General features: G+C 69.8%; 22 protein-coding genes. 11 read left to right on the top strand and 11 right to left on the bottom strand.

The features are described from left to right. Positions 1-15 precede the first annotated feature (15 nt). Together PRL19_RS03735 and rlmN are read left to right on the top strand one after the other, a co-directional pair. Positions 16-537 carry an invasion associated locus B family protein gene (locus PRL19_RS03735; RefSeq protein WP_046000420.1) on the top strand — a complete coding sequence of 174 codons (522 nt, stop codon included), beginning with the start codon at positions 16-18 and terminating at the stop codon, positions 535-537. 114 nt (positions 538-651) lie between these two features. Continuing rightward, entirely contained in the window at positions 652-1,836 is a 1,185-nt protein-coding gene (gene rlmN / locus PRL19_RS03730; protein ID WP_046000819.1) for a dual-specificity RNA methyltransferase RlmN, read from the top strand. Between the two features lie 404 nt (positions 1,837-2,240). Here rlmN and rsgA read toward each other — a convergent pair whose 3' ends face one another. Together rsgA and PRL19_RS03720 are read right to left on the bottom strand one after the other, a co-directional pair. Further along, positions 2,241-3,248, bottom strand: coding sequence for a ribosome small subunit-dependent GTPase A (gene rsgA / locus PRL19_RS03725; RefSeq protein WP_273743915.1), 1,008 nt, complete (start codon positions 3,246-3,248; stop codon positions 2,241-2,243). A 40-nt stretch (positions 3,249-3,288) separates the two neighbouring features. Continuing rightward, entirely contained in the window at positions 3,289-4,119 is an 831-nt protein-coding gene (locus PRL19_RS03720) for an LOG family protein (RefSeq protein WP_046000418.1), read from the bottom strand. A gap of 105 nt (positions 4,120-4,224) precedes the next feature. Between PRL19_RS03720 and dapD the strand changes: the two genes are divergently transcribed. The 3 genes from dapD to PRL19_RS03705 are packed head-to-tail and all read left to right on the top strand — an operon-like array spanning position 4,225 to position 6,135. Beyond that, entirely contained in the window at positions 4,225-5,046 is an 822-nt protein-coding gene (dapD, locus tag PRL19_RS03715) for a 2,3,4,5-tetrahydropyridine-2,6-dicarboxylate N-succinyltransferase (RefSeq protein ID WP_045983067.1), read from the top strand. Then, the gene (locus tag PRL19_RS03710; RefSeq protein ID WP_046000417.1) at positions 5,046-5,501 is read left to right on the top strand and encodes a YaiI/YqxD family protein; all 456 of its coding nucleotides are present in this window, start codon (positions 5,046-5,048) and stop codon (positions 5,499-5,501) included. Before dapD ends, PRL19_RS03710 begins: the two co-directional genes overlap by 1 nt. Positions 5,502-5,556: 55 nt before the next feature. Further along, the gene (locus PRL19_RS03705; RefSeq protein ID WP_046000416.1) at positions 5,557-6,135 is read left to right on the top strand and encodes an exopolysaccharide biosynthesis protein; all 579 of its coding nucleotides are present in this window, start codon (positions 5,557-5,559) and stop codon (positions 6,133-6,135) included. Between the two features lie 88 nt (positions 6,136-6,223). Here PRL19_RS03705 and PRL19_RS03700 read toward each other — a convergent pair whose 3' ends face one another. Next, entirely contained in the window at positions 6,224-7,021 is a 798-nt protein-coding gene (locus PRL19_RS03700) for a crotonase/enoyl-CoA hydratase family protein (protein ID WP_273743913.1), read from the bottom strand. A gap of 133 nt (positions 7,022-7,154) precedes the next feature. On the opposite strand from PRL19_RS03700, the gene PRL19_RS03695 reads away from it, so the two are divergent. Continuing rightward, the gene (locus tag PRL19_RS03695; RefSeq protein WP_273743912.1) at positions 7,155-8,444 is read left to right on the top strand and encodes a 4-aminobutyrate--2-oxoglutarate transaminase; all 1,290 of its coding nucleotides are present in this window, start codon (positions 7,155-7,157) and stop codon (positions 8,442-8,444) included. Here PRL19_RS03695 and PRL19_RS03690 read toward each other — a convergent pair. Genes PRL19_RS03690 through PRL19_RS03665 form a run of 6 tightly spaced genes read right to left on the bottom strand, consistent with a single transcriptional unit; the run spans position 8,441 to position 13,132 of the window. Further along, positions 8,441-9,364 carry an AEC family transporter gene (locus tag PRL19_RS03690; RefSeq protein WP_273743911.1) on the bottom strand — a complete coding sequence of 308 codons (924 nt, stop codon included), beginning with the start codon at positions 9,362-9,364 and terminating at the stop codon, positions 8,441-8,443. The genes PRL19_RS03695 and PRL19_RS03690 overlap by 4 nt on opposite strands. Before the next feature lie 21 nt (positions 9,365-9,385). Further along, positions 9,386-10,360 (bottom strand): iron exporter MbfA, encoded by a 975-nt coding sequence (mbfA, locus tag PRL19_RS03685; protein ID WP_127899244.1) that lies wholly within the window; start codon positions 10,358-10,360, stop codon positions 9,386-9,388. 15 nt (positions 10,361-10,375) lie between these two features. Continuing rightward, the gene (locus PRL19_RS03680) at positions 10,376-10,639 is read right to left on the bottom strand and encodes a sulfurtransferase TusA family protein (protein WP_337960269.1); all 264 of its coding nucleotides are present in this window, start codon (positions 10,637-10,639) and stop codon (positions 10,376-10,378) included. Continuing rightward, positions 10,636-11,148 (bottom strand): DUF2478 domain-containing protein, encoded by a 513-nt coding sequence (locus PRL19_RS03675; protein WP_273743910.1) that lies wholly within the window; start codon positions 11,146-11,148, stop codon positions 10,636-10,638. The genes PRL19_RS03680 and PRL19_RS03675 overlap by 4 nt, the downstream gene beginning before the upstream one ends. A gap of 9 nt (positions 11,149-11,157) precedes the next feature. Then, positions 11,158-11,784 (bottom strand): response regulator, encoded by a 627-nt coding sequence (locus PRL19_RS03670; RefSeq protein WP_046000410.1) that lies wholly within the window; start codon positions 11,782-11,784, stop codon positions 11,158-11,160. Between the two features lie 31 nt (positions 11,785-11,815). Next, complete coding sequence (locus tag PRL19_RS03665; protein ID WP_273743909.1) at positions 11,816-13,132, bottom strand: histidine kinase; 1,317 nt, start codon at positions 13,130-13,132, stop codon at positions 11,816-11,818. Between the two features lie 117 nt (positions 13,133-13,249). Between PRL19_RS03665 and PRL19_RS03660 the strand changes: the two genes are divergently transcribed. The 3 genes from PRL19_RS03660 to PRL19_RS03650 are packed head-to-tail and all read left to right on the top strand — an operon-like array spanning position 13,250 to position 14,998. Next, positions 13,250-13,702 (top strand): GAF domain-containing protein, encoded by a 453-nt coding sequence (locus tag PRL19_RS03660; protein ID WP_045982463.1) that lies wholly within the window; start codon positions 13,250-13,252, stop codon positions 13,700-13,702. Between the two features lie 22 nt (positions 13,703-13,724). Next, positions 13,725-14,351, top strand: a complete 627-nt coding sequence (locus PRL19_RS03655; protein ID WP_273743908.1) for a LysE family translocator — start codon at positions 13,725-13,727, stop codon at positions 14,349-14,351. After that, positions 14,348-14,998 carry a pseudouridine synthase gene (locus PRL19_RS03650; RefSeq protein ID WP_273743907.1) on the top strand — a complete coding sequence of 217 codons (651 nt, stop codon included), beginning with the start codon at positions 14,348-14,350 and terminating at the stop codon, positions 14,996-14,998. The genes PRL19_RS03655 and PRL19_RS03650 overlap by 4 nt, the downstream gene beginning before the upstream one ends. Here the strand turns inward: PRL19_RS03650 and PRL19_RS03645 are convergent. Then, on the bottom strand, positions 14,995-15,777 hold the full coding sequence (locus PRL19_RS03645) for an MBL fold metallo-hydrolase (protein WP_273743906.1): 783 nt from the start codon (positions 15,775-15,777) through the stop codon (positions 14,995-14,997). The two genes, PRL19_RS03650 and PRL19_RS03645, sit on opposite strands and share 4 nt — an antisense overlap. 127 nt (positions 15,778-15,904) lie before the next feature. On the opposite strand from PRL19_RS03645, the gene PRL19_RS03640 reads away from it, so the two are divergent. Together PRL19_RS03640 and PRL19_RS03635 are read left to right on the top strand one after the other, a co-directional pair. Continuing rightward, positions 15,905-16,960, top strand: a complete 1,056-nt coding sequence (locus tag PRL19_RS03640) for a saccharopine dehydrogenase (protein ID WP_273743905.1) — start codon at positions 15,905-15,907, stop codon at positions 16,958-16,960. A 103-nt stretch (positions 16,961-17,063) separates the two neighbouring features. Next, positions 17,064-18,257, top strand: coding sequence for a PQQ-dependent sugar dehydrogenase (locus PRL19_RS03635; protein ID WP_273743904.1), 1,194 nt, complete (start codon positions 17,064-17,066; stop codon positions 18,255-18,257). Between the two features lie 46 nt (positions 18,258-18,303). Here the strand turns inward: PRL19_RS03635 and PRL19_RS03630 are convergent, their stop codons facing one another. Further along, positions 18,304-18,675, bottom strand: a complete 372-nt coding sequence (locus PRL19_RS03630) for a DUF3775 domain-containing protein (RefSeq protein WP_139598636.1) — start codon at positions 18,673-18,675, stop codon at positions 18,304-18,306. Positions 18,676-18,680 lie beyond the last annotated feature (5 nt).

Raw genomic sequence — 18,680 nt, 5'->3', positions numbered from 1 at the left:
GCAGGAGGCCAGAGCATGATTACCACCACCCTGCGCGGCATGGGCGCCAGCCTTGTCCTGATCGCCGGACTGGGCACGGCGGTTGCGCAAGAATCCAGCAACGTCGTGGCGACCGAAGGGGACTGGACAGTCTTCGCGGCCGACAACCCGCGCGAATGCTGGGCAGTCTCGCCCCCGAAATCCACGCTGAACACCCGCGACGGTCAGCCGACCGAGGTGACGCGCGGCGACATCCGCCTGTACGTCGCCTACCGTCCCGGCCAGAACGGAGAGGTCAGCTTCAGCGGCGGCTATCCCTTCGCCCCGGATTCGACGGTCGAGGTCGATGTGGGCGGCCGCACGTTCAACCTGTTCACCGAGGGCGAGAGCGCCTGGACCGGCAGCCCGTCCGACGACGAGGCGATGATCGCGGCCCTGCGCGGCGGCTCGTCGGCGGTCGTGACCGGCCGTTCGGCACGCGGCACCACGACCAAGGACACGTTCAGCCTGTCGGGCATCACCGCCGCGACCAACAGCGCACGCGAGCGCTGCCAGTAACCGCAAGGTTGCAGTCCTGACGGAACCAGGGGGGCGGGCCGGTTGATTTCGGGCCCGCTTTCGCATATGTGGCTGTCTTTCGCCCCTTGGGCCGTTCCAACACCGGTGATCTTCATGACCGATCAGACCCCGTCTGCGCCGATCACGCAGGACGTGATGACGCTTCCGCGCAAGCTGCCCCAGGGCGGGCTGACGAACATCGTCGGCCTGACGCGGGCGCAGCTGCTGGACGCCCTGGTCGCGGCGGGCACGCCCGAGCGTCAGGCCAAGATGCGCGTGGGCCAGGTCTGGCAGTGGGTCTATCACTGGGGCGTGCGCGATTTCGCGCAGATGACCAACCTGGCCAAGGATTACCGCGCCCTGCTGGCGGCCAATTTCGAGATCAGCCTGCCCGAGATGGTGACCCGTCAGGTCAGCAGCGACGGCACGCGCAAGTATCTTGTCCGCATCGCCGGTGGCCACGAGGTCGAGGTCGTCTACATCCCCGAGGAGGGCCGCGGCACGCTCTGCGTCAGCAGCCAGGTGGGCTGCACGCTGACCTGTTCGTTCTGCCATACCGGCACGCAGAAGCTGGTGCGCAACCTGACGCCCGGGGAAATCGTCGGCCAGTTGATGCTGGCGCGCGACGATCTGGGCGAATGGCCCGTCCAGGGCGCCCCCAAGGACGAGACGCGGCTGATCAGCAACATCGTCCTGATGGGCATGGGCGAGCCGCTGTACAATTTCGAGAACGTCCGCGACGCGATGAAAGTCGTGATGGACAACGAGGGCCTGTCCCTGTCGCGCCGCCGCATCACCCTGTCGACCAGCGGCGTCGTCCCCGAGATCGCGCGCACCGCGCAGGAGATCGGCTGCCTGCTGGCGGTCAGCTTCCACGCCACGACGGACGAGGTCCGCGACCGCCTGGTCCCCATCAACAAGCGCTGGAACATCGAGACGCTGCTGGCCGCGCTGCGGGACTATCCTCGCCTGACCAACAGCGAGCGGATCACCTTTGAATACGTGATGCTGGCGGGCGTGAACGACAGCGACGAGGACGCGCACCGCCTGGTCAAGCTGATCGAGGGCATCCCGGCCAAGATCAACCTGATCCCGTTCAACGAATGGCCCGGCGCCCCCTACAAGCGGTCCAGCAACAACCGCATCCATGCCTTCGCGAACATCATCCACAATGCGGGCTATGCCAGCCCGATCCGCACCCCGCGCGGAGAGGACATCATGGCCGCCTGCGGCCAGCTGAAATCCGCGACAGAACGCGGCCGCAAGTCCCGCGCCCAGATCGCGGCGGAAACCGCCTAGAACAGCCCGTCTGAACCTGGCGCAGGGCCGGTCACGGCACCTGCCACCGGCAGGCTGCTCGACGGCGACCTCCTGTGCGGATGGCACGCGCCACAGTGCGTTCGACGGTGATCGGCGCCGCGGCGTCACGGGCGTTTTGGCCCGTCGACCGGTCCAAAGGCCTGTTTGCGATGCGTTTGGCCTCGCCACGCACAAACAGTTTTGGCGCGTGACCCTTGGCCCTGTTCGTCGCATTTTCAGTGTGGCTTCATCGGCGACCTGAGCCATCGTGATGCAGGACGCGGCCTATGTGCTTGGCTGTTCGACGACGCTTGCAGCAACAACGGCTGCCCAAACCGGGAAACGTCCCCCAGGGGACGACCTCTCCCCCAGCGCGTGCAACATGATTGCGGGAGCAGTGATCATCAGCGCCGCCTGCCGCCGCGGGGCAGGGTCGTGCGGTTGCCGCGGGGCCCGGTCTGGACGGGGGTGTTGTCGCGGTTCTCGTCGTGCAGCTTGCGCCAGCGTTCCAGGCGGTCCGCGTCCAGCGTGCCGGCGCGCACGGCCGCCTGCACCGCGCAGCCCGGTTCATGCGCATGGGTGCAGTCGCGGAACCGGCAATGGGGGGCCAGTTCGGTGATCTCGGCGAACAGCATCTCGATGCCCACGGCGACATCGGCCACGTGCAGCGTGCGCATGCCGGGCGTGTCGATGACCCAGCCCCCGCCCGCCACCGGATGCAGCGACCGCGCAGTGGTGGTGTGCCGCCCCTTGGCGTCCGATTCGCGGATCTCCCCGGTGGCCTGGGCATCGCGGCCCGACAGCGTGTTCAGCAGCGTCGATTTGCCCACTCCGGACGAGCCCACCAGCGCGACCGTCCGCCCCGGTCCGCACCAGGGTGCCAGCACGGCCGCCGCATCGGGCGACTTGGCGTTCAGCGCCACGACCTGCAGCCCGCGCTGCAGGGTGCGGGCGCGGTCGACCCAGGCCGACGGGTCGTCGACCTTGTCGATCTTGGTCAGCACGATCACCGGGTCCGTCCCGGCCTCGTTCGCCAGGGCCAGATAGCGTTCCAGGCGGGCCGGGTTGAAATCGTCGTTGCACGACGTGACCACGAACAGCGTGTCCACGTTGGCGGCGATCAGCTGGCGGGCATCCGCCCCCTCGGTCCGGCGACGCAGCAGGGCGCGGCGGTCCAGCAGGCGGGCCACCACGCGCGTGTCGCCCTTGGCCAGCACCCAGTCGCCCACCGCAAAGTCTGCGGTCGTGGCATGCAGCGGCAGGTCCAGCCGGACCTGGCCCGCCCCGGTTTCGGCCATCAGCCGCGACCGGTGCACCGCGGCGATGCGCATGGGCACCAGCCCCGCATCGTCATCGGTGACCTGATCGGCAAAGAAGGGCCCCCAGCCCAGATCGTCCAGCGCGCGTGTCATGCGATCTGCATGATCGGGCCATGGCCGCGATGCAAGCGTTTCATTCCGGCGACCAGGCGTCGATGATCGCCACGGCCTCGTCCGCGGTCTCGACATAGCGGATCAGGTCCAGGTCGGACGCGCTGATCGTGCCGGCGCGGGCCAGGGCCTGCCAGTTGATGATGCCGTCCCAGAACTCGGCCCCGAACAGCAGGACCGGGATGCGGGCCATGCGGCCGGTCTGGATCAGGGTCAGCGCCTCGAACAGCTCGTCCAGGGTGCCGAAGCCGCCGGGGAAGACCGTGATGGCGCGGGCGCGCATCAGGAAATGCATCTTGCGGATCGCGAAATAGTGGAAGTTGAAGCACAGGTCCGGCGTGACATAGGGGTTGGGGGCCTGCTCGTGCGGCAGCACGATGCCCAGGCCGATCGACTGGCCGCCGACCTCCTGCGCGCCCAGGTTGCCCGCCTCCATGACGCCGGGGCCGCCGCCGGTGCAGATGACCAGGTCCTTGCCGCCCTGCGCCAGGCTGCGTTCGGTCATCAGGCGGGCGAACAGGCGCGCCTCGGTATAGTATTTCGACAGTTCGGCCAAGGCCGGGCTGCGGGCGTCGCGGGCCGCGCCGTCGGGCGCCGGGATGCGCGCGCCGCCGAACATCACCACGGTGGATTCGATGCCGTGTTCGTCCATGATCATCTGGGGCTTCAGCAGTTCCAGCTGCAGGCGGACGGGGCGAAGCTCCTCGCGCAGCAGGAAGTCGCGGTCGCTGAAGGCCAGCTGATAGGACGGCGCACGGGTCTGGGGCGTGTCGGGCACGTGCCGGGCGCGGGCCGCGTCGCGGCTGCTGGCGGGCAGGGTGTGGGCGCGGTCCTGTTCGGTCGTATCGGTCATCAAGGCCTCGGGGTGGGGGATGCGCGGATTGCGCGTGCATTGGTTGATGCTTATAGCCCACAGGCAACAGTTTCCACCCGGACGCGACAGCAGCAAGAGGCCAAGATGACCCAAGACCTGGAACAAGCCATCGAAACCGCGTGGGAGGCCCGCGCCGAGATCACCCCCGACACGCAGGGCGCCGCCCGCGAGGCCGTGCGCGAGACCCTGCATCAGCTGGACAGCGGTGCCCTGCGCGTGGCCGAAAAGCGCGGCGCCGACTGGCACGTGAACCAGTGGGCGAAAAAGGCGGTGCTGCTGTCCTTCCGCCTGAACGACATGGAGGAGATGGCCGGCGGTCCGCAGGGCACCTCGTGGTGGGACAAGGTTCCGTCCAAGTTCCATGGCTGGACCCAGGACGACTGGCGCCGCGCGGGGTTCCGCGCCGTGCCGGGCGCGATCGTGCGGCGGTCGGCGTTCATCGGCAAGGGCGCGGTGCTGATGCCGTCCTTCGTCAACCTGGGTGCCCATGTGGGCGAGGGCGCGATGATCGACACCTGGGCCACCGTCGGGTCCTGCGCGCAGATCGGTAAGAACGTCCACCTGTCGGGCGGCGTTGGCATCGGCGGCGTGCTGGAGCCGCTGCAGGCGGGGCCGACGATCATCGAGGACGACTGCTTCATCGGCGCGCGTTCGGAGGTGGTCGAGGGCTGCATCGTGCGCGAGGGATCGGTCTTGGGGATGGGCGTCTATATCGGCCAGTCGACCAAGATCGTCGACCGCGAGACGGGCAGCGTGACCTATGGCGAGGTTCCGGCGGGGTCGGTCGTGGTGTCGGGCACGATGCCGTCCAAGAACGGCGTGAACCTGTACTGTGCGGTGATCGTCAAGCGGGTCGACGCGCAGACGCGGTCCAAGACCTCGATCAACGAGCTGCTGCGCGACTGATGACCACGCTGTTCATCGATGCGGATGCCTGCCCGGTCAAGGCCGAGGCCGAGCGGGTGGCCGTCCGCATGGGTGTGCCCATGGTGCTGGTCTGCAACGGGGGCCTCAGGATGCCCACGCATCCGCTGGTCCGGCTGCAGATCGTGTCCGCGGGCCCCGACGAGGCCGACAAGTGGATCGCCGACAGCTGCGGTCCCGGCGACGTGGTGGTGACGGGTGACCTGCCGCTGGCGGATCGCTGCATCAAGGCGGGGGCGGCGGTGCTGACACATGCCGGAGAGGTGCTGGACGTGCGCAACATCGGCCCACGGCTGGCCACGCGCGACCTGATGGCCGACATCCGCGCGGCGGACCCGTTCCACAAGGGCGGCGGGGCGGGGTTCGGCAAGGCCGACCGGGCACGGTTCCTGCAGTCGCTGGACCGGCTGCTGACCGCCGCACGCCGCGCGGGCTGAGCGCGGACCCCGCGACGGGTCCATGCGTTGCACCCCCGACAAGCAGGAGAATGCGATGAGCGATGACACCGTCATCACCGATCTGGTCGGCCGCGTGCGCAAGGGGGCCGAGGGCGACAAGGTCAGCGTCGGACAGATCGCCGAGGCCCTGGGCCAGGATTCGCTGCCCCCCAACCTGATGATCCCGGCCTTTGCGGTGGCGTCGCCCCTGTCGGGCGTGCCGCTGTTCTCCAGCATCTGCGGCCTGCTGATCGCGCTGGTGTCGGCGCAGATGCTGATCGGGCGCGATCACGTCTGGCTGCCGGGCTTCCTGATGCGGCGGCAGGTGTCCGGCGACCGGTTGCGCAAGGCGCTTGACTGGATGGAGAAGCCCGCGCGGTTCCTTGACCGGGTCAGCCACGAGCGGCTGACCCCGCTGGTGCGCCGGCCCATGCGCTGGATCGTGCAGGGGATCTGCCTGTGCTGCGGGCTGGTGATGCCGCTGCTGGAATTCATTCCCTTCACCTCGTCGCTGATGGGCGTGGTGGTCAGCCTGCTGGCCTTCGGCCTGCTGGCGCGGGACGGGGTCTTCGTGCTGCTGGGGTTCCTGGCGATCGGCGGGGTGGTCACGCTGGTCCTGACCCTGATGCCCTGAGCGAGGAGCGGTCGGCCGGGGCATCGAGCCCCGACCGACCGCTGCCGCGGCACGGGCCCAAGGCCCGCGACGCGACATGGCGCCTCCGTCAGGCGGGCTTGATCTTGTCCGCGGTGCCGCCGGCGAAGGCCGCCAGCCTGTCGCGGGCCGCGGCCTGGGTATTCACGACGCCGGCCACGGCGGCCTCGGCATAGGCTGCGTCCAGCGCGCTCATGTTCTGCATGTGGCTGATGGCCGAGCAGATGGCGAAGTTCGACAGCGGCGGGTTCTGTGCCGCCTTGCGCGCGATCTGCAGCGCATGGGCGGCCGGGTCGTCGACCATGTACTGGCACAGCCCCACCGACACGGCCTCGTTCCCGCGATAGAGGCGCCCGGACAGCATCATGTCGATCATCCGCGCCTTGCCGATCAGGTCGGCCACGCGGACCGTGGCGCCGCCGCCCGTGAACAGGCCGCGCTGCCCCTCGGGCAGGCCGAAATAGGTGCCGGGCCCCGCCACGCGGATATGCGCGGCGCTGGCCAGTTCCAGCCCGCCGCCCACGACCGCCCCCTGCAGGACGGCGATGACCGGCACGCCGCCATATTCCATCCGGTTGAACGCATCGTGCCAGCGCAGGCAGACCTGCATGAAATCGGCGGCGCTGCGATCCTCGCGGTGGTGTTCCACCAGGTCCAGCCCCGCGCAGAAATGATCGCCCGCCGCGTCCAGGATCGCGGCGCGCACGCCCGCGCGCGGCAGGGTGGTGAAGATGTCGATCAGCTCCTCGATGGTGGCCAGGTCCAGCGCGTTGCGCTTGGCCGGGCGGTTCAGGGTGACGCGGGCGATGCCCTCGTCGTCCACCGCCAGCAGGATGTTCGACAGCCTCAGGTCCGCGATGTCGCGCATGTCCGGTTCCCTCCCTTGAACGTGCGCGTCCGGGGATAGCCCGCCCCGCCGCCTGCGTCGAGGCGAAGTTCGCCGTTGGCAAACGCGTGCGAAAGGATCACCCTTGGACCATCCATCCAGGGAGGGATGCACCATGAAGGACCTGACCGACGCCGCGACCAACGCGGCAACCGCCGCCCGCCGCCGCTCCGCCATGGCCCGCGGCGTGGGCGTGATGACCGACCATTTCGCGGCACATGCCGAAAACGCCACCGTCACCGACATCGAGGGCAACCGCCTGATCGATTTCGCCGCCGGCATCGCGGTGGTGAACACCGGCCACCGCCACCCCCGCGTGATCGAGGCCGTGCGCGCCCAGCTGGACGCGTTCACGCATACCTGCCACCAGGTTCTGCCCTATGAGAACTATGTCCGCCTGGCCGAGCGCCTGAACGACGCGACCCCGGGCGATTTTGCCAAGAAGACGATCTTTGTCACCACCGGGGCCGAGGCCTGCGAGAACGCGGTCAAGATCGCCCGCGCGGCCACGAAGCGCGATGCGGTGATCGCCTTCACCGGCGCGTTCCACGGGCGGACCTTCATGGGCATGACGCTGACCGGCAAGGTCGTCCCCTACAAGAAGGGCTTCGGCGGCATGATGCCCGACGTCTTCCACGCGCCCTTCCCCTGCCCGCTGCATGGGGTCACCACCGAGGACAGCCTTGCCGCCATCGACAAGCTGTTCAAGGCTGACCTGGACCCCGCCCGCGTCGCCGCCATCGTGTTCGAGCCGGTGCAGGGCGAGGGGGGCTTCTATCCCGCGCCCACCGATTTCGTCGTGGCGATCCGCGCGCTGTGCGACCGGCATGGCATCGTGATGATCGCCGACGAGGTGCAGACCGGGTTCGCGCGTACCGGCCGCCTGTTCGCGATGGAGCATCACGGCGTCGCAGCCGATCTAGTGACCATGGCCAAGGGCCTGGGCGGCGGGTTGCCCATCGCCGCGGTGACGGGCCGCGCCGAGATCATGGATGCGGCCGAGCCGGGGGGCTTGGGCGGCACCTATGGCGGCAACCCCTTGGGGATCGCGGCGGGCCTGGCGGTGCTGGACGTGATCGAGGAGGAAGGCCTGTGCGAACGCGCCAACCGCCTGGGCGCGGCGCTGAAGGCGCGGCTGGAGGCGATCCGGCCGCAGATGCCGGAACTGGCCGACATCCGGGGGCCGGGCTTCATGGTCGCGGCCGAGTTCATCGGCCCGGACGGGCCCGATGCGGGCCTGACCGCGCGGGTGCGCGAACAGGCGCTGGCGCGGGGGCTGCTGCTGCTGACCTGCGGGGTGCATGGCAACGTGATCCGCTTCCTGGCGCCGCTGACCATCCCGAACGACCAATTCGCGCAGGCGCTGGATATCCTGGAGGAGGCGATGCTGGCCGCGCGGGCCTAGGCCCCGATCAGCAGGATCAGCGCGGGGATGGTCAGGATGCTGGCCGCGGTCGAGATCAGGATCGCAGTCGACACCCGCTGCTGCGCCAGCCCGAAATGCTGGGCCAGGATATAGACGTTGCCCGCGACCGGCAGGCCCGCCGCGACCACCATGACTCCTGCCGACACGGGATCGACCCCGAAGGCCCAGGCCGCCAGACCCACCGCGGCCGGGTGCAGGACCAGCTTGGCCCCCGACAGCCAGGCCGACGGGGCCAGTCGCGCCAGGCTGCGCCCCGCCAGGCTGGCGCCGATGGCGAACAGCGCGCCGGGCGTGGCGGCGGCCCCCAGGATCGATAGGAATTCGTCCAGGGGGGCAGGCATGGGCAGGCCCAGCCCGCCCCAGGAAAGGCCCGCGACCATCGCCAGGATCATCGGGTTGGCCGCGATCCCCCGCAGCACCGGCAGGATGGCGGCGACGCCGACCCCGCCATTGCGCGAGGCATGCACGATCAGCGTGATCAACGTGGAAAAGACCAGCATGTCGATGATCAGCACCATCAGCACCGGCCCGATCGCCGCCGGGCCCAGCAGCACGACCAGCATCGGCACGCCCAGAAAGCCGGTGTTGCCGATCATGCAGCACTGCGCCTCCATCGCGGCCTCGGCCAGGCCCAGGCCGCGGGCGCGCGCGACCCACAGGCCCACGGCCCAGACCGCCGTGGAGCCGGCCAGATAGGCCAGAACGAAGCGCAGATCGAACAGCCGACCCAGATCGACCCCGGCCGCGAAGCGGAACAGCATCGCCGACAGCGCGAAATAGAACACGAACTTCGTCAGCCAGGCCGCACCCTGGGCGGGAAAGAACCGCGTGGCGGCGGCGACCCAGCCCAGCCCGATCAGGGCGAAGAAGGGCAGGGTCTTGAGCAGGATCTCGGTCATCTGGCCCCCGGGCGGGGGCCGTCAGCCCGATCCGATCAGCACCCCAACGGCCAGCACCAGACCACCGCCCACGACGACTTGCAAGACGGCCCGCCAGAAGGGCGTCTGCATCCAGCGGTTCTGGATCCAGGCGATGGCCCACAGCTCGACGAAGACGACGATGATGGCGATGGTGGTGGCGGTCCAGAAATCCGGGATCAGATAGGGCAGGGCGTGCCCCATCCCGCCCACGGTGGTCATCACCCCCGATGACAGTCCGCGCTTCAGCGGCGATCCGCGTCCCGACACCACGCCGTCATCGGATGCGGCCTCGGTAAAGCCCATGCTGATGCCTGCGCCGATGCTGGCGGCGGCGCCCACCAGGAAGGTCGTCCATGGGTTCTGCGTGGCAAACGCCACTGCAAAGATCGGCGCCAGGGTCGACACGCTGCCGTCCATCAGCCCCGCCAGCCCCGGCTGGACCCAGGTCAGGACGAAATCGCGATGGGCGACGGCATCCTCCTCGGCGCGGGCATCGGCGGGCAGCAGTTGTTCGGTCAGCTCGTGGGCGCGGTTCTCGTGGCCGCGCTCGGCGGCGGCCAGATCACCCAGCAGCTTGCGCGTGCCGGCGTCCTGGCTGACCTGGGCGGCATGGGCATAGAACTCGGCCGCGTCGCGTTCCATGCCCGCGGCCTCGGCGCGGATGCGGTCCAGCGACAGGTTTTCGATCATCCAGGCGGGGCGGCGGGTGACATAGCCCGCGACATGTTCGCGGCGGATCACGGCGATGGCGTCACCCCACCGGCGCTGGTGCATGTCCAGCAGCAGGCGGCGGTGGCCGTCCTCCTCGGCGCTCATGGCGTCGAACACGGCGGCGCTGGCGGGATAGTCCTTGCGCAGGAACGCCGCCCAATTGCGATAGATGCGCGCGTCATCCTCCTCGGAGGCGATGGCCAGGGCCACGATCTCTTGCTCTGTCAACTCCGACAGGCGCTTGCGCGAGGGCAGGAAGGGCATGGTCATCGTCGGTGCTCAACTCTCTTCGGGGGCAGGATCGGCTGCCTGTCCGGTCGCGGGGCCGCGCCTGACCGTAAATTCCGTGACGCCGTCGCCTAGATCGCGCATCCCGATCATGGCATGCCCGGCCTGCCCGCAGAAATGCGGCACATCGACCATCGCCATGCGATCCGTCGCGATCAGCCGCACGATGCCCCCTTCGGGTATCGCCAGCAGCTGCTTTCGCAGCCGCAGCACCGGCAGGGGACACAGCAACCCCCGCGCGTCCAGGTCCGTCACGACGCCGCCGCGAATCGGTCCAGGCACCAGGACCGCAGCTGGTCGGGCCGGATCCGCACCGCCAGATCGCCCGCGAAATCCAGGAACGCCGCCTGCTGCTGGCGCGGCACGTAGAGGATCACCGGCTGCCCGTCGGCCACCGCCTGGCCGATCAGGTCACGAAAGCCGCGGCCCATCGCCTCCTGGCGGCCGAACTTGGGGATCACCACCAAGCCCGCGCCGGCCAGACGGGGCGCGGTGCGCGCCACCGCCTCCTCCAGCGCGCCGGTATCCAGCCTGCAGCCCTGCGCCCCCGGCCCAAGCGACTGAGAGATGCGGACCGGATCGCCGGGATCGCCCAGCACGATCATCTCCATGTCGCACGCGCAATCAGGGCCCAGGTCCAGGTTGCGCTGCACCGCCCCCGCCACGGGCAGTCCGCGCGCGCTCAGGTCCGCTGCCAGCGCCTCCAGCGCCAGGTCAGCCGCGCCGGGCGTCGTGTCGGTGTCGTTCGTGAACCAAGCCAGCATGCCGACCCCCTATACGCCGCTGTCCAGCGCGAATTTCATCAAGCCGTTGATCCCGTCCACGCCCAGCTTCTTCTTGAGCGCCGACGAGGTGTTGGCCGCGGTCTTGTAGCTGACGCCCAGCTGATCCGCGATGGCCTGCAGCGCATGCCCCTGCCCGATCAGGGCCAGGACCTGGCGTTCGCGGTCCGACAGCGCGCCCAGGGGGTCGCCCGCGGCGCCCGCGCGCAGCGTGGCCAGCGCCATCGCCTGCTTGGGGGCCAGATAGAACTCTCCGGCCTCCAGCGTGCGCACGGCGTCGCGGAAATCGGACGGCGGGGCGTTCTTGGACAGGAACCCCTGCGCGCCCGCCTGCAGGGCACGGGCGGCAAAGCCTGTCTGGTCGTTCATCGAAAAGACCAGGATGCGCGCGTCGGGTGCGGCGGCCAGCAGCGGGGCGACCAGGTCCAGGCCACCCGCGCCGGGCAGGCTGATGTCCAGGACGATCAGGTCGGGGGCGGGGTCGCGGGTCAGCTGGTCCAGCGCCTCCTCTCCGGACATGGCCTGGCCCACCGGGTCATAGCCCAGATCGCGCAGCAGGCGGCTGGCGCCCAGATGGGTGATCGGGTGGTCGTCGATGACCAAGGCGCGTTTCGTCACGGGTTCGTCCTGTCCTCAGTGCTGGCGGTCGTCAGGGCTGTCCGGCCTGCCGGGGCAGGTCCGCGATCAGGCGCGTGCCGGGCGACCCGGCCTCAAGGCGCAGGGTGCCGCCCAGCAGGGTGATGCGTTCGCGCATGCCCGTCAGGCCGGTCCCCTCGCGCCGGTCGGGGGCCATGCCCACGCCGTCATCGGCCAGCACCATGCGCCAATGCGCCGGATCGGTCCAGAGCCGGATGTCCACCCGGTCCGCCCGTGCATGGCGCAGGGCGTTCGTGGTGCCCTCCTGCAGGATGCGGAACAGGGTCAGCGCGGTGGCCTCGTCGGGCTCTGGCAGGCCCGCGGCCATGTCCAGCGCAAAGCGGGTGCCCGGAAAGCGGCGGTTCAGATCGGCCACGTAATCCGCCAGCACCGTGGCCAAAGGCAGCTGTCCCACCGCCATCGGGCGCAGATCGTCCAGCAGGGTGCGGTTCACGCGGGCGATCTGTTCCGCGATCGCCGCGATCTGGTCGGCCGATGCGGCGGTCGCGGGGTCGGGCGCCGCCTCGCGCAGCGCATCGGCCTCGACCCGAAGGCCGAACAGGCACGGGCCCATCTCGTCGTGCAGGTCGCGGGCGATTGCCTTTCGTTCGGCATCCGCGCGGGCGATCACCTGGTGCTGCAGGCGGGTGCGGTCGGTGCGGGCCTGTTCCAGCGCCTGCGCCAGCCGGTCGGCATGGGTGGCCAGCGCCGCCAGGTCGGGATGGGGCAGCGGGCCGATGCGGCTGTCCAGGTCGCCCCGCGTCATGTCGGACAGGCGCGCGGCGATGGTCGCGACCGGGCGCAACCCCTGCGCCAAAGCCCCGGCGATCAGCGCCGCCTGCAGGACCGCCGCCGCCGCCGCCAGCGCCATCAGGTCGCGGATGTCGCGCCAGGCGCGGGCGATCTCCTCGGCCGGGTCGCCGGTGATCAGCACATAGCCGCGCGGGCGGCCGACGATCACCACCGGCAGGCGGGTTTCCTGCGGGTCGGGGGCGACCAGGGCCGCGAACCAGCCGGGTGCGCGCAGCGCCGGGTCGGGCGGACCCGCGGGCTGGCGCAGCGTCCCGTCCAGCGCGTTCAGGATGCCGATGCGAGCATGGCGGGGTTCGGTCAGCCGTTCGGGCAGCCGCGCCATGATGCGGTCGGGCGGCACGGCCCCCTGCATCGTGCCGATCGTGGCCAGCACCAGGTTGCGCGCCGTCTCGGCGCCCATGCGCGTTTCGGTGGCGATGTCGCGACGCAGCCGGTCCAGGCTGCCCAGGGCCAGCAGCGCGATCAGGCCCAGCTGGACGATCAGGATCAGCGTCAGGATGCGGGTGCGCAGCGTCATAGCGCGACAGTGCCGCCAAGCGGTTGCCGGGGCAATGGTCCGCGTCCCCGCCGCAATCGTCGCGGCGGTGAACGGGCGGGCTTTCCTGTCCCGACGGCCCCGCGTAAGGATATGCGGATGAGCGATTATGACGATCTGTCGGCCCGCATCCGGGCCCTGTGTGCGGGCGAGACCGACGAGGTCGCGCTGATGGCGACCGTCGCCTGCGAACTGCATCATTCCGACGACCGGTTCGACTGGACCGGCTTCTATCGCGTGGTGGGCCCCGAGCTGCTGAAGATCGGGCCCTATCAGGGCGGGCACGGCTGCCTGGTCATCCCGTTTTCGCGCGGGGTCTGCGGGGCGGCGGCGCGCACGCGAACGGTCCAGATCGTGCCCGATGTCGAGGCCTTCCCGGGCCACATCGCCTGTTCCAGCAGCACCCGGTCCGAGATCGTGCTGCCTGTCTTGGGCGCGGGCGGGCGGCTGATCGGGGTGCTGGACATCGACAGCGACCGTCCGGATGCCTTTGGTCAGGCCGACGCGGATGCGTTGACGGCGATTCTGGCGGACGCCTTCGGGCATCTGTGATCACGATGGGGACGGCAGCACGATGATCTGGGACACCTTGGCGAACATTCCCGCGGGACAGCTGACCGCGTTCATCGCGGGCGGGCTGGTCCTGAACTTTGCGCCCGGTCAGGACGTGTTCTTCGCCAGCGCCTGCGGCATCCAGGGCGGGCCGCGCGCCGGGGCCTGGGCCGGGTTCGGCGTGGGCCTGGGCGTGCTGATGCACGTGGCGCTGGCGACCGTGGGCCTGGGCGCGATCGTCGCCGCCCATCCCGAGGCGCTGCGCGCCATCAAATACGCGGGCGCGGCCTATCTGCTGTGGCTGGCGTGGAAAAGCTGGCGGTCGGGCGACATCGACCCGTCGGCCCGGGGCAGCGTCAGGGTCTGGAACATCATCCGCCGCGGGTTCCTGTCCAACGCGCTGAACCCCAAGCCGGTCCTGTTCCTGCTGGCCTTCCTGCCGCAGTTCACCAACGCCGCCTGGGGCCCGGTCTGGCAGCAGATCCTGGGCCTGGGGCTGATCTTCGCATTCACGGGGACGCTGGTGACCATGGGATACGGCATCGTCGGCGGGATCGCAGGTGGGGTGATCGGCAAGCGGCTGGGGATGGTCAACAAGATCGCCGCCGTCATGTTCGCGGGGCTGGCGCTGCGCCTCGTCTGGAAATGACCGAATTCGTCTATGACCCGCCGCCGGACATCCCGGTGGTCCTGCATGCCGACGACCACGTGCTGGTGGTGGACAAGCAGGCGGGGTTGCTGTCGGTGCCAGGGCGCGGAGAGGATCGGGCCGACTGCCTGATCGCCCGCCTGCGCGAGGCGTTTCCGACCGTGCTGCTGGTGCATCGGCTGGACCTAGACACGTCGGGGGTGATGGTCTTTGCCCTGACCCCGCAGGCGCAGCGCCACCTGTCCAAGCAGTTCGAGGATCGGCTGACCAAGAAGGTCTATGTCGCACGGCTCTCGGGCCGCCTGCAGCCGGAGACCGGTCGGGTCGACCTGCCGCTGATCGTGGACTGGCCGAACCGGCCCCGCCAGAAGGTGGACCATGCCGAGGGTCGGCCCGCCCAGACCGATTGGCGCGTCGTCCGCGCGACCGATGCCGAAACACGGGTGCGCCTGATGCCCGTCACAGGGCGCAGCCACCAGCTGCGGGTGCACATGGCGTCCCTGGGCCACCCGATCCTGGGCGATCCGCTTTATGCGACGGGGACGGCCGCCGACCATCCCCGCCTGATGCTGCATGCCGAAAGCCTGCGGTTCCGCCACCCCGACACCGGGGTGCAGACCGGGTTTTCGGCAAAGGTGCCGTTCTAGGCGTCCGCTTCGGCATACCACGGTGCCACGACGACCTGCGTACCCGACCCGCCCTCGGCCACCAAGGCTGCGAACGCGTCCAGGTCGCTGCCCCGGTGGTGATACGGATAGACCACGTCGGGGGCAAAGGCGGTGACTGCCGCCGCCGCCTGATCCACCGACATCGTATAGGGCAGGTTCATCGGCAGGAACGCCACATGGATGTCGGTCAGGGCACGCAGTTCGGGCGTATCCTCGGTATCGCCGGCGATCAGGAAGCGCTGGCCCCCGATGGTCAGGATATAGCCGTTGTCGCGGCCCTGCGGATGGTTCTGCAGCCGGTCCTCGGTGATGTTGTAGGCGGGGATGGCCTCGATCGGCAGGCCCAGGGCCTCTCCGCTGTCGCCGTTGGCCATCGTCGTGGTGCGTTCGGCCATGGCGGCAGGCAGCATCCCGGCCACGGCGGGGTTGGCGATCATCGGCACCTCGGGCAGGGCGTCCAGCGTCGGCTGGTCGTAATGGTCGCCGTGTTCATGGGTGATCAGGATCAGGTCGGGCGCAGGCAGGTCGGCATAGGCCTCGGCACCGCCGACCGGATCGACATAGATCACCCCCACGGGCGTCTCCAGGACCATGCTTGCGTGATCGACGGGGTGGATCACGACCTCTCCACCCTCGACGGCATGGCGAAAGCCGCCGTCCTGCGCGCGGGCCGTGCGGGGCAGGACCAGGGCGGGCAGGACGGCGGTGCCCATCAGGGCTGCGGCCAGTTTCAGTCCGGTGCGACGGGTCAGGTGCATGCTGTCTCCTGCGGAACGGGGCAAAGAAAGGCCAACCCCGGCGGCGTGCCGGGGGTTCCGGCCCGCGCTTGCGGCGCATTGCCGCGTGACCTACAGCTTGGGGCGCAAGCCATGGCAGGGGATCGGGATGACACATCTGTGGGTCAGGGCGGAAAGCCGCCCGAACGAGGATCGCGTGGGCATCACCCCGGACGGGGTCGCCGCGCTGATCGGGCAGGGCATGCGCGTCACGGTCGAGGACAGCCCCCGCCGGATCATCCCGACCGACGCCTATGCCAAGGCCGGCGCGGCCATCACCCCCGAGGGCAGCTGGCCCACCGCGCCTGACGATGCCATCGTCTTCGGCCTCAAGGAGCTGCCCGAGGACGGCACCCCCCTGCGCCATCGCCACGTGATGTTCGGCCACGCCTTCAAGAGCCAGCCCGCGGGTCGGGTGCTGCTGGACCGGTTCCGGGCCGGGGGCGGGGCGCTTTATGACCTGGAATATCTGACCGACGACACGGGGCGCAGGCTGGCGGCCTTCGGGTACTGGGCGGGCTATGCGGGGGCGGCGGTGTCGCTGATGGCCTGGGCCGCGCAGCAGTCGGGCGGCATCTGCGGACCGGTGGCCGCCTATCCCGACCGGCACCGCCTGCTGGACGACCTGCGGGCGCGGCTGGACGCCACCGGCCGCCCGCGTCCGCGGGCCATCGTCATCGGCGCCAAGGGCCGCGTTGGCAGCGGCGCGGCCGACCTGCTGACCGCGATGGGCGTCACCGTGACCGGGTGGGACATGGCCGAGACCGCCCATGGCGGCCCCTTCCCCGAGGTGCTGATGCACGATGTCTTCGTCAACGCGATCCTGGCCCATCCCGGCGCCCCGGTCTTCGTGTCCGCCGATGCCGTGGCGCCGGGTCGTACGCTGAGCGTCATCGGCGACGTGGCCTGCGACCCGACCAGCGATTTTTCCCCGATCAAGGTCTATGACCGCACCACCACTTGGGACGCGCCGGTCCTGCGGGTGGCGGATGCGCCGGTGCTGGACGTGATGGCGATCGACAACCTGCCCTCGATGCTGCCGCGCGAAAGCAGCGAGGATTACGCGGCCCAGCTGCTGCCCGTGCTGCAGGGGCTGGACGACCTCGACGCGGGCGCTTGGGGCCGGGCGGGTGCGTTGTTTCGCGACCATCTCGACGCGCGCTGACATGGGCGCCGTCACGGCCGCCTGACAGGGACGTGTTGCCGCAGGGGGGAACGCCAGGCCGTGTCACGAATTGGGCAGGGTATTCACCGGATCGGAGGACCCCATGACGCGCCGTACGACGACAAGCCTGACCACCCTTGCCGCCACAGGATTCCTGGCCTCGATGGCCGCGGCGCAGGGTTTCAACGACGCCGCCCCCAACGGGGCCGCCTATGACCAAAAGCCCGCCTTCGAAGGCCAGACCCGCGCGCCCATGCTGGACGGCACCGGCCTGCAGCAGCAGGTCCTGGTCGAGGGGCTGGAGCATCCCTGGGGCCTGCAGGAATTGCCCGACGGGAACTGGCTGATTACCGAACGCCCCGGCCGGATGCGCATCTATACCACCGACGGTACCTTGTCCGAACCCATTCAGGGCCTGCCCGAGGTCGATGCCCGCGACCAGGGCGGCCTGCACGACGTGTCCGTCGCGGACGATTTCGCCGACACCCGCCGCGTCTGGTGGACCTATGCCGAACCCCGCGGCGACGGCACGAACGCCACCGCCGTCGCGACCGGTATCCTGTCCGAGGACGGCACCACGATGGACGACGTCCAGCGCATCTGGCAGCAGCAGCCGGCATGGGCCTCGACCAAGCATTTCGGCGCGCGGATCGTGCATGACGACGAGGGCCACATCTTTGTCGGCCTGGGCGAACGCAGCGACCCCGAACCCCGCCAATACGCCCAGGACCCGCAGGCGACCCTGGGCAAGATCATCCGCATCAACGCCACCGACGGCACCCCGGCCGGGGCGGGAATCGAGGGCGCGCTGCCCGAGATCTGGTCCATCGGCCATCGCAACATCCAGGGCGCCGCGATGGGCCCCGACGGCCAGCTGTGGATGAACGAGCACGGCCCCAAGGGCGGTGACGAGCTGAACGCCGTCGAGGGCGGACTGAACTATGGCTGGCCCCTGGCCACCTATGGCACCGACTATAGCGGGGCCCAGATGGGCGCGACCCAGGTCGAGGGCACCGAACAGCCGGTCTATTACTGGGATCCGTCGCCCGCGATCAGCGGAATGGCCTTCTATGACGGCGACATGTTCCCCGACTGGCAGGGGGACGCGCTGATCGGCGGGTTGCGGTCGGGCGACATCATCCGGCTGGAACTGGACGGCACCACCGTGACCGGAGAGGCGCGCCTGGCACAGGGCATCGGCCGCGTCCGCGAGGTCGAGGTTGCTCAGGATGGCGCCTTGGTCGTCATCACCGACGAGGAGAACGGCCGTCTGGTCCGCCTGACCCCGGAAGGGTGATCCAGCCACGATCGGTTCTGGGGCGGTCCTGCGGGGCCGCCCTTCGTCATACCGGACGCTGCAGGTCGTCCTCGATGTCGCCGGGAGAGATGCCCAGCCCTTCCAGCCCGGCCTCCAGCAGATCGGCCAGTCGGGGTTCGCCCATCAGGTAATCCTCGGTCGGGATGGTCCGTTCGATCCGGGCGGTCCGGATCGCCTCCTCCAGTTCGGACGGCTCAAAGCTGTCGCGCCCGATCCACATCACGGCGACCAGGCTGGCCTGCTCATCCTCGTTCAGGCCCGCGATGAAGTCGTGCAACTCGCTCCGGGTGCCATGCTGGCGTCCGCCGCCCTGATGGGCCCAGGGATTCACGCCGCTTTCGTAATCGCGGGCGCGGATGATCACATGGGCGATCTTGTCGACGGCAATCTGCAGCATCGCGG

Origin of the sequence: Paracoccus marcusii, from assembly GCF_028621715.1 — a bacterium.
Classification (GTDB): Bacteria; Pseudomonadota; Alphaproteobacteria; order Rhodobacterales; family Rhodobacteraceae; genus Paracoccus; species Paracoccus marcusii.
This window is presented reverse-complemented; position numbering and strand designations above follow the sequence as displayed.